Source organism: Streptomyces sp. 3330 (assembly GCF_031456635.1).
GTDB lineage: Bacteria > Actinomycetota > Actinomycetes > Streptomycetales > Streptomycetaceae > Streptomyces.
This window is the reverse complement of sequence record NZ_JAVDVA010000033.1, coordinates 25,130-38,656: the sequence shown is the minus strand read 5'-3', so window position 1 is coordinate 38,656 and position 13,527 is coordinate 25,130. Positions and strand designations below refer to the sequence as shown.

Genomic DNA, 13,527 nt, shown 5'->3' with positions numbered 1-13,527 from the left:
CGGCTTCCTACGGTTCTGCCGGACAGGAAGCGTGCCGAGCCCTCGCCGGTTGCGGTATCCGCCGCACATCACGCTGACGGCGTCATCGGCGGCTCATCGTCTGGTCCGACCGACGCCACTCCCCGCGGGGAACCGAGAGGGGCCCAGGCTACCGACGGGGCGCCCGACGACACCTCGCCGCCGTCGGACGCCTGCCCACCGCCGGGCGTCTCCTCCGTCCTCAGAACAGCGCGCTGTACGCGTTCAGCGCCGGCTGCCCGCCCAGGTGCGCGTACAGCACGGTGGAGTCGCGGCCGATCTCGCCGCGCGCGACCAGGTCGACGAGCCCGGCCATCGACTTCCCCTCGTAGACGGGATCGGTGACCATGCCCTCGGTGCGCGCGGCGAGCCGCATCGCCTCCAGGGTCGCCTCGTCCGGGACGCCGTAGACACCGGCGTGGTACCGCTCGTCCAACTCGACGTCCTCGACGGTCATCTCGCGCCCGAGTCCGATGAGCTGCCCGGTGCGGTGGGCGATGCGGGCGATCTGCTCGCGGGTCTCGGCGGGCCTGGCCGAGGCGTCGATCCCGATGACGCGCCGGGACCGCCCGCCCGCCTCCTCCAGCGCGGCGAACCCGGCGACCATGCCCGCCTGGGTCGACCCGGTCACCGAACAGACGATCACGGTGTCGAAGAAGACGCCCGACTCCCGCTCCTGTGCGGCCACTTCGTACGCCCACCCGGCGAAGCCCAGGCCGCCGAGCGGATGGTCGGAGGCCCCGGCGGGGATGGCGTACGGCTTCCCGCCCGACTCCACGACCTCCCTGAGCGCCAGTTCCCAGCTCTCCTTGAAGCCGATCCCGAACCCGGCCCGCACCAGGCGCACATCGGCCCCGGCCAGCCGGCTGATCAGGATGTTGCCGACCTTGTCGTACACGGAGTCGGGCCAGTCCACCCAGCTCTCCTGCACCAGCACGCACTTCAGTCCCGCGCGGGCGGCGACGGCCGCGACCTGGCGGGTGTGGTTGGACTGCACCCCGCCGATCGACACGAGCGTGTCGCAGCCCTGCGCGAGGGCGTCGGCGACGAGGTACTCCAGCTTGCGGGTCTTGTTCCCGCCGTACGCGATGCCGGAGTTGCAGTCCTCCCGCTTCGCCCAGAGGGCGGCTCCGCCGAGGTGGGCGGTGAGCCGTTCCATCGGATGCACGGGGGACGGGCCGAAGAGGAGGGGGTAACGCGCGTACGAGGAGAGGGACATGGGGCCTCCTGGAGCAGTGGGTCACCTGGAGCAGTGGGTCACCTGGAGCGGCGGGTCACGCGGTCACCTGGCCGTCGGTCACCCGGGGGCGCGGTCACGTCGGTCGGCCGCCCGGTCGTCGGGGTCGGCGAGGTCCGCGAGGGTGTGCCAGATCTCCGCCGTGACGCGGACCGCCTCGGCCGCGTCGCCGTCGGCGCAGGCCTCGATCAGACGGCCGTGGAGTCCGGCCGAACGGCAGGTGCCGCCCTCGCCGAAGCGCCGTCGCTCCAGCCGCCGGATGAGGGGGGTGTAGCGGGCGATGGTGGCGGCCGCCGCGCGGTTGGCCGCCACCCGGACCAGGACGTCGTGCAACGCGTCGTCGGCGCGCAGGGCGGCGTCCACGTCCCCGGCCCGTACGGCGGTGGCGAACCGCTCGTTGGCCGCGCGCATCCCCTCGACGTCCGCCGGGGACAGCCGGGGCACCGCCACCCGGGTGGCCAGTTCGTGCATCGCGCCGACCACGGCCGCCGCGTCCCGTACGTCGGCCGCCACCACCGGGGTCACCCGGGTGTAGCTCTGCGGCTTGCTCTCCAGCAGCCCCTCGTCGACGAGCCGGGCGAACGCCTCCCGCACCGGCGCCCGCGACAGCCCGAGCCGCCCGGCGAGATCGGCGTCGCGCACGACCGCGCCGGGGGCGATGTCCCCGGCCACGATGGCGTCCCGGATCGCCGCGCAGGCGCGGTCCCTGAGCAGAGTGCGCGGCACGGTCTCCATGAACTGAAATGTTAGATATCAGTTGCCCGGGCACGCAAGGCTCCGGTGCGGCCAGGCGAGTAGACGACCGGTCGTACACTCGGCCTCATGGGACGGACCAGCGATGCCCGCGAGAAGATCCTCAGCTCCGCGCGGTCACTGATCGAGCTGCGCGGCTACTCGGCGCTGGGCGTGGCCGAGATCTGCAAGGCGGCCGGGGTGCCCAAGGGCAGCTTCTACTACTTCTTCGAGTCCAAGGAAACTCTCGCGCTGACCGTCGTCGACGAGCAGTGGGCCGAGCAGCGGCGCGCGTGGGAGCGGGTGCTGCGCGGCGAGGCGGCGCCGCTGGCCCGGCTGCGTCTGCTGTTCGAGGAGACCGAGGCCGGGCAGCGCGCGGGACAGCGGAACTGCGGCACCGTGGCGGGGTGCCTGTTCGGGAACCTCACCCTGGAGCTGAGCAACCGGACCGAGGCCGTCCGCGACCGCCTCCAGGAGATCTTCGAGGCGCAGGTCGAGATGGTCGAGTCGGTCGTCGCCGAGGCCCTCGGGCGCGGCGAGGTCGCGGTGACCGACACCCGGGCGGCCGCGCGGGCCGTCGTCGCGCAGCTCGAGGGGCAGGTCATGTTCGCCAAGCTCTACAACGACACCGACCGGCTCGGCCTCCTGTGGACGAACTGCCTGGCCCTGCTGGGAGCCCCCGCGCCGCGGGTCGGCACGGCCGGCGCCTGACCCGACCGGCCCCGGCCGCGCGAGCCGTCAGGGCGTGTCGGCGGCGTGGTGCGGGCCGGGGTCGTTGGGGTGGGGCTGGAGGGCGGTGACGGTGAGGGTCATCCACGGGCGCAGGGGCAGCGTCCCGAGCACCTTCTCGTGCAGCTCCGCCTCGTCGGCGGCGCGCCAGACGCCGATGCTGCGCAGTTCGCCGACCGGCCGCCACAGCCGGGCCAGGTGACCGGAGGCCGCCAGTTCGCGGGCCCGGACGGCTTCGGCGGCGCGCCGTGCGTCGACCACGTCCTGCCCGGTGCCCTCGGGGACGGTGGTGGTGATCTCGACGAGGAACTCTCGCATGGTCCTTCTCCGCTCGACGGGGACGACGGCGGCGGATCGCGGCGGCCGGACGCCGTCGCGCTCGCCCACCCCCATCGTCCGCCCGCCGCCGCGCGGGCGACCACGTCCGCCTTCCTCCCTGCTGGGAGGAGCAGCCTCCTACCGGCCCGCCCCGACGTAGCATGGCGGGCGTGGAGCTGCGCCAGCTGCGGTATTTCGTCGCGGTCGCCGAGGAACTGAACTTCGGACGGGCCGCCGCGCGGCTCCTGATCGCCGGTCCGTCCCTGTCCCAGCAGATCAAGGCGCTGGAACGCGACCTCGGCGTACGCCTCTTCGACCGCGACCGCCGGTCGGTCTCGCTCACCCCGGCCGGCGCCGACCTGCTGCCGCACACGCGCGCCCTGCTGGAGCGGGCCGACGACCTGCGCGGCCGCGCCCGTCGGCTGTCCGGCTCGCAGGCGGTACGCCTCGGGTACGTCAACTGGCTCCCGGCGGACCTGGCCCGGCGCACCGCCCCCGTGGCGCGGGTCCACGTCGACGCGTGGGTCGCGCCCTCGCACACGCAGGCCGCCCGGGTGGCCGACGGCAGCCTCGACCTCGCCGTGTGCTGGGTACGCGACGACGACCTGAAGCGGCTCGGGCTGCGGGCCCGGCTCCTGGGCGCCGACCGGCTGTACGCCGTCGCCAGGAGCACCGACGCCGGCGGATCGTCCGCCGCGCCCCCCGTGGCCGCCGGGGACACCGACGTCCTGATCGACGACGACGTCACCTCCTGGGCGTCCTGGAACGAGTACGCCGAGGAGCTGACCCGGGCCACCGGGGCCCGGGCGGTGCGCATCTCCGACGGGGCCGTGACCGGTCCCGCCTTCTTCGACCACGTACGGCGCTGCCGCCGTCCCGTCCTCAACTCGCCCAAGGGGCAGACGACCCCGCTGCCGTCCGACCTGGTGCGCCGCGAGGTGGTCACGCCGGCGGTGTACTGGACCTGGTCCCTGGTGCGGCGGGAGAGCGAGGAGCGGGCCGGGGTCCTGGGCGTCGTCGACGCGCTCTGCGACGGCGTCGGCGCGGACGACCTCGGCATCCATGCCCCGGACGCCTGGCTGCCCGCCGACGATCCGTACACGCTCCCCTGCTGACCTGCGCTGGGAGCCTGCTCCTCCCAGGCCGGAGGAAACAGGTCCCGGGCAGGGCCCTCCCGGGCTTTGACGCCGCCCGGCGACCGGCCTACGTTCAAATAGTCGACCGGTCGGCTAGTGACCGGTCATCGCGTTCCCTCGGAGGAGATCACCATGAGCGTTCAGCAGCAGAAGGTCGCCGTCGTCACCGGCGCGTCGCAGGGCATCGGCGCCGCGCTGGTCGACGCCTACCGCAAGCTCGGCTACGCCGTCGTCGCCACCTCACGCACCATCGCGCCCGCCGACGACGTCGACCTCGTCACCGTCCGGGGCGACATCGCCGACCCGGCCACCGCCGTGCGCGTCGTCGCGACGGCCGTGGAACGGTTCGGCCGGATCGACACGCTGGTCAACAACGCGGGCGTGTTCGTCGCGAAGCCCTTCACCGACTACACCGCGGACGACTACGCCACCGTGACCGGCGTGAACCTGACCGGGTTCTTCCACCTCACCCGGCTCGCCGTCGAACGGATGCTGGCCCAGGGCGGCGGGCACATCGTCACCGTCACCACCAGCCTGGTCGACAACGCCGACGCCAGGGTCCCCTCCGTCCTGGCCTCGCTGACCAAGGGCGGTCTCCAGTCCGCCACCAAGTCCCTCGCCGTCGAGTACGCCACCCGGGGCATCCGGGCCAACGCCGTCTCGCCGGGCACCATCAAGACGCCGATGCACGCCGAGGAGACGCACGACTTCCTCGCCGCCCTGCACCCGGTCGGCCGGATGGGCGAGCAGAGCGACATCGTCGACGCGGTCGTCTACTTGGAGAACGCCCCGTTCGTCACCGGCGAGATCCTCCACGTCGACGGCGGCATGAGCGCCGGCCACTGACCGGCGGACAGGAGCACAGCGATGAGCAGCGGTACGACGGACGGCGCAGCGGTCCTGCGCGACGTCCTGGACCGGTGGAAGGCCGCGGTGGACGCGCACGAACCCGGGCGGGTCGCCGACCTCTTCACCGAGGACGCGATCTTCCAGGGCCTGCGCCCCTACAGCACGGGAAGGCCGGGAGTCGCGGCCTACTACGACTCCCAGCCCCTCGGCATGACGGCCGACCACCGGCTCGTCGAGACCCGGCGCCTCGCCGACGACGTGGTCCTCGGCTACGCGCACGTGGAGTTCTCGTTCACCGACCGGCCCGCGATCGCCGTGCACCTCGGCGTTCTGCTGAGGCGCGAGGACGGCGACTGGCGCATCGCCCATTACCAGGTCTCGCGGCTCGGCCCGGGCTGAGCCGGACCCGGCCGCCGCTCAGGCCGCCCACGGCCACCGGGTGTCGTCGGCGGCCTCGAGCAGCGGCACCATCCGGAAGGCGGCGTCCGACAGTCCGCCGAAGGTGTGGCGGTTCCCCTTGCCGGACGGGCCGTGGCCCGCCCGGTGGCCGGCCAGGTTCCAGGTGTAGACCGGCACGTGCGCCGGGACCTGGTCGGTCGGCTCGCCGTGACGGCTCGCCGCGTACTGCTCGTCGGTGACGATCAGCACCCGGTCGTGGCCGCGGTAGTGCCGGCGCACGGCCTCGGTGGTGTCCGTGCCACCGAGGTCTCCGAAGCGCTCCAGAATCTTCAGCATCGACTCCTCCTCACGGAACGTGATCTTGTTGCTGGTGGTGCCGAACTCGACGAGGTCGGCGTCGGCCGCCCGCAGCGCGAGCGCCGTGCCGAAGATCGCCGCCGCGTCGGCCCGGTTGAGCTCGGAACGGTCCGACAGCCGCGCGTAGAACATCGACCCGGACCGGTCGACGAGCACCAGCGTCCGGCCGGGCAGCGCGGGCACATTGGCCAGCGAGTGGCCGAGCGCCCGCTCCAGCGGGTAGGCCCAGCGCAGCGACGGCGCGTGCTGGTACGCGGCGAGGTACCGGAAGGGGAACTGCCGCGAGCGCGCGACCTCCGCCGGGTCGCTGATCTTCGCCGCCACCCGCGCCGCGACCTCGTCGGAGACTCCCGCCTCGTCGAAGTTGCGCAGGTTCCGCGTCAGGGCCATCGCCCCCATCGTCGGAATGACCGCCTCCCAGGCCGCCTTGTCCATCGGCCCCTGGAGCCAGCCCGCCAGCGCCTCCCAGGTCATGCCCGCCTCGGCCAGGCGCCGCGCGCCGCCCGCTCCGGTCACGACCCTGCGCCGCTTGGCGGGCCGCAGCGCCATCAGGTCGCGGTGCGCCGCGAGCGCGGGCAGCGACCTGGGCACCACGGCCGTGTCGGGGTGGTGCCGGCGGTCGAGGGCGTACCGGAACAGATCGCCCTGCCACGGCTTGGCCGGGTCCGGCGCGGCGTGCACCAGGTTGAGGATGTCGCCGAAGCGGTAGCCCTTCGAGGCCGTGTCGTACTTCAGCAGCGACTTGCCGTGGTAGAGCCGCCGCACGGCGTCGGCGACACCGCGCTTGACGGGCTTGGGGAGGGCGCGGCCGTACGTCGCCGTCCAGTACGCCAGCAGCTCGCCGGGCTCGTCCGGACGCTGGAGCACGGAGTCCACGACCCGCCGGTTCGAGGGTCCGTCGGTGACGCCCGCCGCCAGCCGCGCGTGCACGTACTCGGCGGCGCCCACGATCGCGGCGGTGCGGAGGTTGCCCTCGCCACGCAGCCAGCCGAGCAGGCCGGCCGTCCAGGACGGGTCGTCGACGGCGAGCTCGCGCACCAGCTTCGTGAAGCGGTCGTCGCGGGCCACGCCGGTCTCGTAGAAGGTCTGCTGGGAGACGAAGTGGGCGACGGCCAGCAGGAAAAGCTCGGAGCGGGCGTCCCGCTCGTGGCCCCGGCCGCCCTGATGGGTGCGGAGCATCCGGCCCGTGGTGGTCACGGGCGATACGGGCTGCGGCTTACGGGCACGGACATTGAAGCGCGCCATGGTGAATTCCCCCGAATTCATTGTTCATTCAGTCGTGCATCGGGAGAGGCGCAGCAAAAGGAAGGTGCCCGAGATCAGGGGTCGGCGACGGACTTAGCCAGATGCTCTGCCGACTGAGCTACACCGACCTGAAGCCGATGACGGGACTCGAACCCGCGACCGTCCGATCCAATGAAGTAACCGTTGCCTGCGCACCGGGCACCCACCACATGCTGCGCCTCCCGAGATAAATTCGGCGGCGGCCTGGATTTCTATGGCAAAGAAGGAGCCGCAGCCCGCGCACCGGGAGGTGCTGTGAAATTGTGGTGTCCAGAGATCGAAGCCGGCGGAACCGACAAGGTGCTCTAACCCCTGAGCTACACCGGCGCGTTGTACCGGTGGCGGGACTCGAACCCGCGGCCGCCCCATTATCAGTGGAAGTAGGTCCTGCCTTCGCACCTGGACGTGCACCACTTTAGGAGGGCGGCCGCGGATCGAGCGAGTGAATTAACTACCGTGCGGTGTTCAGCGCTTCTGGCGCTTCCACGGCCCCGTGATCGCGAGCATGATGCCCGGGGTCTGGATGTTGGCGAACAGGGTGTGGCCGTCGGGCGAGAAGGTGACTCCGGTGAACTCGCTGTATTCCGGCTCCTCCGCGGTGCCGATGTTCAGTTCGTTGCGGGCGATGGGGTAGGTGCGGCCGCTGTCGGTGGCGCCGAACAGGTGCTGGACGCCCTCGCCGTCCTCGGCGATGACGAGACCGCCGTACGGGGAGACGGTGATGTTGTCGGGGCCGTCGAAGGCGCCGTCCACGGACGGGTCGGGGTTCACGCCGAGCAGCACCTTCAGGGTCAGGGTGCGGCGCTTGGGGTCGTAGAACCAGACGGCGCCGTCGTGCTGGACGGGGCTCTCGTCACGGGCGTAGGACGAGACGATGTAGGCGCCGCCGTCGCCCCACCACATGCCCTCCAGCTTGCGGGCGCGGGTGACCTGGCCGTCGGTGAACTGCTTGCGGACGGACACCGACCGGGCGTCGCGGTCGGGGACGTCGATCCAGTCGACGCCGTAGACCGTGCCGATCTTCGTGGCGCGGGAGAGGTCGTCGACGAACTTGCCGCCCGAGTCGAAGCACTTGAAGGCCTGCAGGACGCCGGCGTCGTCGGCGAGGGTGCGCAGCTTGCCCCGGCCGTGCCGGAAGCCAGCCGGCGGCGTCCAGCGGAAGAGCAGGCCGTTCGGGCCGGAGGCGTCCTCGGTGAGGTACGCGTGGCCGCGCCGGGGGTCGATGACGACCGCCTCGTGGGCGTACCGGCCGAACGCCTTGATCGGCTTGGGGTCGCGGTTGGCGCGGCGGTCCTCGGGGTCGACCTCGAAGATGTAGCCGTGGTCCTTGGTCATGCCGTTCTGGCCGGCCTTGTCCTCGGTCTCCTCGCCGCTGAGCCAGGTGCCCCAGGGGGTGCTGCCGCCCGCGCAGTTGGTGGAGGTGCCGGCGATGCCGACCCACTCGGCGACATGGCCGCCGGGGCGCACCTCGACGACCGTGCAGCCGCCGGCCGCCGCCGGGTCGTAGACCAGGCCCTCGGTGAGCGGGACCGGGTACGGCCAGCTCGCGCGCGGGCCCTTCAGCTCGTGGTTGTTGACGAGCAGGGTCGCGCCGCGCGGGCCGCGGAAGGTGGCGGTGCCGTCGTGGTTGGACGGCGTGATCTCGCCGGACTCCAGCTTGGTCCTGCCGCTGTACGTGATGACGCGGTACTCGAATCCGGCGGGCAGCGCGAGGATGCCGTCGGGGTCGGGCAGCAGCGGTCCGTAGCCGACCCCGTGGTGCCCGGCGGCCGACGCCCCCTCCGCGTCCGCGGTGTCCGCCGCGGACGCGGTCTCCGTGGACGCGAGGGCGTTCGGCGCGGTGGCGAGGGCGCCTACGCTGCCCGCCAGCGCGACCCCGGCACCGGTGATCGCGGATTTTCTGGCGAAGTCCCTGCGGGTGAGCGACATGGTGTCTCCTGAGACGCGGTGGAAGGCCGTGGAGGGTGGCGGACCTCGGTTCGGCGTCACCGTCCCGCCCATGCCTGAACGGGAGTTGAACGGAGGGCGACTTCAGGGGACCCCCTTCCGTGAATCCGTCCTGATCAGGCCACAGGGACCCCCGGGCGACCGCGTCGCGGGAGACTCATCCGCCCTGTTGCGACCGCGCCTTGAACGCCGCCTTGCGTGCTTCCTTCGCGATGCGCTTGTCCGGATGCAGCCGTCCCATCGCCTCCAGGACGTCCGGGGTCGCCGGGTGGTCGACCCGCCAGGCCGCCGAGAAGAACCCGCTGTGCTGCTGGGCCAGCCCCTCGACGAGGGCCTGCAGCTCCTCGGAGTTGCCCTCGGCGGCGAGCTGCGCCGCCACCGTGTCGATGGTGAGCCAGAAGACCAGGTCCTCGGAGGGCGCCGGCACGTCCGTCGCGCCGAGCTCGCTGAGCCAGACGCGGGCGAGGCCGCCGAGTTCGGGGTCGTCGAGGACCTCGCGGACGGCGGGTTCGGCCTGGCCGCCGACGAGCGAGAGGGCCTGCTGGCAACGCAGTCGGCGCAGCGGGGCGCCGGGGTCCGAGCCGCGGGCGGCGGCCAGCAACTCCCTTGCGGCGTCCACGGGTTCACGGCGGACCAGCCACTGCTCGGTCTCGGCGAGGGCGGCGCGGGAGCCGTAGCCGGAGCTGCCGTCGAGGAGGACGTCGGCGCCCTTGTCGGCGAGGTCGCCGACGGCCGGGGCGTCGAAACCGGCCTCCAGCAGCCGGGCCCGCATCCCGTACACGCCGAGGGGGGTGAGGCGGACCATCCCGTAGCGGGAGACGTCGGCCTCGTCGAAGGAGGCGGAGGGCTCCTCCTCCGGGTCCGCCATCAGGTCCTCGTCGACGGGCCGGTAGGCGACGATCCCGATCGGCTCCAGGAGGCGGAACTGGTCGTCCAGCCGCATCATCGCGTCGGAGACCTGCTCCAGGACGTCGTTGGTGGGCTCGTCCATGTCGCCGGGGATGATCATCGACGCGGCGAGGGCGGGCAGCGGGACCGGGGCGTCGCCGGGGCCGTCCTCGCTGGCGGTGAGCAGGTAGAGGTTGCCGAGGACGCCGTCGAGGAACTCGGCCTCGGCCTCGGGGTTCCAGTCGAGCTGCGACAAATCGACCTCGCCGCCCTCGTCCATCGCCTCCATCAGCTCGTCGAGGTCGGGGACGGACGCGTCGGCGAGCACGGTCTCCAGGGCGCCGAGCCAGACGGCGAGGATGTCGTGCGGGGAACCGCCGGTCAGCAGGGCCAGGTCCTCGCCGGCCGTGACGGTGCCGGCCTCCTCGTCGACGACCTCCACGAGCCCGGCGTCCACGGCGACCCGCCAGGCCTCGCTCGCGTAGGCGGCGGCGTCGTCCCCGGTCAGCCCGAGCACCTCGGCGGCCGGCGCCAGCTGGTCCTCGACGAGTCCGCCCCCGGCGTCGACCCGGGTGCCGGGACCGGCCCAGCGGGCGAGCAGGGCGGCCCGGGACAGCAACGGCGTGGACAGCGCGTCGCGCGCCAGCTCCGCTTCGGGGTGCAGCCGCACCGGCGGGAGGGGGGAGCTGTCTGACATCTGCTGGTTCTCCTAGGGCGCGTGGTGCCACCGGCCCGCCGGGGGCACTGGGCCACTCAGCCTAGACGGGTATGGACCCATGCCGCCCGGTTCATCTCCCCGCCGGGCGGCGTACATGGCCGAAACCTTGACAAGTGGCGTGACCAGGCAGGAGATTGACGCGCGTAGAAATCCGATGGACATCTGTTCACCGTATTTTCTACGCGCGTCGCGTCCGCCTCGCGGATTGCGGCCCCGCTCCACGTCCGACCCTCGTTCCACGCTCCGCCCTCGTCCCGCGTTCCACTCTCGTCCCGCGTTCCACTCTCGTCCCGGCGCTCATGTACGTCCCCGGAGGGATTTCCGTTGCCGAGCAAGAAGTCCGCGCGTCTCGCCGCGCTCACCGTCGCCGCCGTCTGTTCCGCGGCCTCCACCGTCGCGCTCTCCGCGCCCGCGCACGCGGACACGGTGGCCGTCCATGACATCCAGGGCACGACCCGGCTGTCGCCGTACGCCGGCCAGGCGGTCACGGGTGTGGCCGGAATCGTCACCGGTGTGCGCACCTACGGCTCGTCCAAGGGCTTCTGGATCCAGGATCCGAACCCGGACGCGGACCCGGCCACCAGCGAGGGCGTCTTCGTCTTCACCAGTTCCACCCCGAAGGTCGCCGTCGGCGACTCGGTCACGGTCGGCGGCACGGTCTCGGAGTTCGTCCCGGGCGGCGCCTCGACCGGCAACCAGACGGTCACCGAGATCACCAAGCCGACGGTGACGGTCGTCTCGAGCGGGAACGCGGTCCCGGACCCGACGGTCGTGAACGCGACGTCGGTCCCGGCCGCCTACGCCCCCACCGGCGACGCCGCCGCGAGCAACTCGATCAACGGCCTCACCCTGCGGCCGGGCACGTACGCCCTGGACCACTACGAGTCCCTCGAGGGCATGAACGTCCAGATCGCCGACGCGCGCGTGGTCACCGCCACCGACCCGTACTCCGAGCTGTGGGTCACGGTGAAGCCGCGGGAGAACGCGAGCCGCCGCGGGGGCACGCTGTACGGCTCCTACACCTCGCAGAACACCGGCCGGCTGCAGATCCAGTCGCTCGGCGCGACGGCGGACTTCCCCGTCGCGAACGTCGGCGACTCGCTCACCGGCGTCACCGCGGGCCCGCTGGACTACAACCAGTACGGCGGCTACACCCTCGTCGCGAACCGGCTCGGCACGCTGAAGAGCGGCGGCCTGGAGCGGGAGACGACGCAGAAGCAGAAGAGGGGCGAGCTGGCGGTCGCGACGTACAACGTCGAGAACCTGGACCCCTCCGACGCCACCTTCGAGGAGCACGCCTCCGCGATCGTGAACAACCTGAAGTCGCCCGACATCGTGTCCCTGGAGGAGATCCAGGACAACAACGGCGCGACCAACGACGGCACGGTCGCCGCCGATGCGACGGTCGGCAAGCTGATCGACGCGATCGTGGCCGCGGGCGGCCCGGCGTACGACTGGCGCTCGATCGACCCGGCGAACAACACCGACGGCGGCGAGCCGGGCGGGAACATCCGTCAGGTGTTCCTGTTCAACCCGGAGCGGGTCTCCTTCACCGACCGCGCGGGCGGCGACGCGAGCACGGCCGTCGGGGTCACCAAGGTGCGCGGCAAGGCGCAGCTGACCGCCTCCCCCGGCCGCGTCGAGCCGGCCGACGCGGCCTGGGCGAGCAGCCGCAAGCCGCTGGTCGGCGAGTTCGTCTTCCGCGGCCGCACGGTCTTCGTGATCGCCAACCACTTCAACTCCAAGGGCGGCGACCAGGGCCTGACCGCGCAGTACCAGCCGGTGGTGCGCAGCTCGGAGACCCAGCGCCACCAGCAGGCGACGCTCGTCAACGCGTTCGTCAAGGACATCCTTGACACGCAGAAGAACGCGGACGTCATCGCGCTGGGCGACATCAACGACTTCGAGTTCTCCGGCACCGCCCAGCTCCTCGAGGGCGACGGCGAGCTGTGGTCGGCCATCAAGTCGCTGCCGAAGAGCGAGCGTTACACCTACGACTACCAGGGCAACCAGCAGGTCCTGGACCAGATCCTGGTGAGCCCGTCGATCCGGCGCGGCTGCGGCCTCGAGTACGACAGCGTGCACATCAACTCGGAGTTCCACGACCAGATCAGCGACCACGACCCGCAGGTGCTGCGCTTCGAGCCGTGACCCGTCCGGCCGCGGTCACCGGGGCCGGCTGAACACCTCGTCCAGCCAGCCCCGCCAGGCGGTCCCGTTCGCCTCGGCGTCGGCGTCCGGCGCGAAGTCGTGGACGCTGACGCCGACCGGGTAGCCCCAGTGGTTGCGGCCGAAGAAGCGGACGAGGGCGCTGTCGCCGCGCAGCCCGATGAAGTACGGGTCGCCGAAGTCGACCACGGCCTCGAGGAGTCGCCCCTCGGGGCCGTCGACCCGGACGCGCGCGCCCTCGGCCGCGCCGTCCGCGAGGCCCAGCGCCCGCGCCACGGCGGTGAGGGCGTCCGGCGCCTTGGACGCCTCCGGCCCGTCGAAGGTGACGAAGGCGACCGGACGGCCGTCGAAGTGCGTCAGGTACTCGCGCAGGGTGTGCAGGTAGAAGTCGGTGTGCCGGCCCGCCGCGTCGTACTGGTTGTCCCAGTCGTCGACGAAGATGCCGCTGTGCACATAGCGCACCCACGCGCGCTTGCCCTCGTCGCGCGGCTCGACGGTGTAGTCGAGCTGGTTGACGGTCTGCTCGGCGATGCCGTCGACGTTCTCGACCCGGTTGGTGTAGCGGTGCGGCGGGTCCCAGACGGTGACCGTGGACCCGAAGGGGCCCTTGCCGCCCTCGCGGGGCTCCGGCTCCTCCATCGGCCACAGCCAGCCGCCGGTCCCCGCGGTGAAGGCGTCCCACACCTGCTGTGGCGTGGCGTCGACCTCGAACTCGCGGGCGATCTCGAATTCCTTGGACATGGTGG

12 protein-coding genes are annotated in these 13,527 nt (G+C 72.3%); 5 read left to right on the top strand and 7 right to left on the bottom strand.

The features are described 5' to 3' along the window. Positions 1-220: 220 nt before the first annotated feature. Complete coding sequence (locus J2X68_RS35500; RefSeq protein ID WP_310436726.1) at positions 221-1,237, bottom strand: 1-aminocyclopropane-1-carboxylate deaminase; 1,017 nt, start codon at positions 1,235-1,237, stop codon at positions 221-223. A 78-nt stretch (positions 1,238-1,315) separates the two neighbouring features. Next, positions 1,316-1,990: a GntR family transcriptional regulator gene (locus J2X68_RS35495; protein WP_310436725.1), complete on the bottom strand. Its 675-nt coding sequence runs from the start codon at positions 1,988-1,990 to the stop codon at positions 1,316-1,318. An 87-nt stretch (positions 1,991-2,077) separates the two neighbouring features. On the opposite strand from J2X68_RS35495, the gene J2X68_RS35490 reads away from it, so the two are divergent. Beyond that, a complete protein-coding gene (locus tag J2X68_RS35490) occupies positions 2,078-2,698 on the top strand; it encodes a TetR/AcrR family transcriptional regulator (RefSeq protein WP_310436724.1) in 621 nt (206 codons plus the stop codon). A gap of 27 nt (positions 2,699-2,725) precedes the next feature. On the opposite strand, the gene J2X68_RS35485 is transcribed toward J2X68_RS35490, so the two are convergent. Continuing rightward, positions 2,726-3,034 (bottom strand): muconolactone Delta-isomerase family protein, encoded by a 309-nt coding sequence (locus J2X68_RS35485; RefSeq protein ID WP_310436723.1) that lies wholly within the window; start codon positions 3,032-3,034, stop codon positions 2,726-2,728. 161 nt (positions 3,035-3,195) lie between these two features. On the opposite strand from J2X68_RS35485, the gene J2X68_RS35480 reads away from it, so the two are divergent. From J2X68_RS35480 to J2X68_RS35470, 3 genes are all read left to right on the top strand, one after another. Further along, positions 3,196-4,149 (top strand): LysR family transcriptional regulator, encoded by a 954-nt coding sequence (locus tag J2X68_RS35480; protein WP_310436722.1) that lies wholly within the window; start codon positions 3,196-3,198, stop codon positions 4,147-4,149. A gap of 153 nt (positions 4,150-4,302) precedes the next feature. Then, positions 4,303-5,016, top strand: a complete 714-nt coding sequence (locus J2X68_RS35475; RefSeq protein WP_310436721.1) for an SDR family oxidoreductase — start codon at positions 4,303-4,305, stop codon at positions 5,014-5,016. Positions 5,017-5,037: 21 nt separating this feature from the next. Next, a complete protein-coding gene (locus tag J2X68_RS35470) occupies positions 5,038-5,418 on the top strand; it encodes an SgcJ/EcaC family oxidoreductase (RefSeq protein ID WP_310436720.1) in 381 nt (126 codons plus the stop codon). An 18-nt stretch (positions 5,419-5,436) separates the two neighbouring features. Here the strand turns inward: J2X68_RS35470 and J2X68_RS35465 are convergent, their stop codons facing one another. The 3 genes from J2X68_RS35465 to J2X68_RS35455 form a co-directional block, all read right to left on the bottom strand. Then, on the bottom strand, positions 5,437-7,020 hold the full coding sequence (locus J2X68_RS35465; protein WP_310436719.1) for a TROVE domain-containing protein: 1,584 nt from the start codon (positions 7,018-7,020) through the stop codon (positions 5,437-5,439). 504 nt (positions 7,021-7,524) lie between these two features. Then, positions 7,525-8,988: an alkaline phosphatase PhoX gene (locus tag J2X68_RS35460; RefSeq protein WP_310436718.1), complete on the bottom strand. Its 1,464-nt coding sequence runs from the start codon at positions 8,986-8,988 to the stop codon at positions 7,525-7,527. 175 nt (positions 8,989-9,163) lie between these two features. Beyond that, positions 9,164-10,591, bottom strand: coding sequence for a hypothetical protein (locus J2X68_RS35455; protein ID WP_310436717.1), 1,428 nt, complete (start codon positions 10,589-10,591; stop codon positions 9,164-9,166). 345 nt (positions 10,592-10,936) lie between these two features. Between J2X68_RS35455 and J2X68_RS35450 the strand changes: the two genes are divergently transcribed. Further along, a complete protein-coding gene (locus tag J2X68_RS35450) occupies positions 10,937-12,763 on the top strand; it encodes an endonuclease/exonuclease/phosphatase family protein (RefSeq protein WP_310436716.1) in 1,827 nt (608 codons plus the stop codon). Positions 12,764-12,778: 15 nt separating this feature from the next. Here the strand turns inward: J2X68_RS35450 and J2X68_RS35445 are convergent, their stop codons facing one another. Next, positions 12,779-13,522, bottom strand: coding sequence for an SRPBCC domain-containing protein (locus J2X68_RS35445; protein ID WP_310436715.1), 744 nt, complete (start codon positions 13,520-13,522; stop codon positions 12,779-12,781). Positions 13,523-13,527 lie beyond the last annotated feature (5 nt).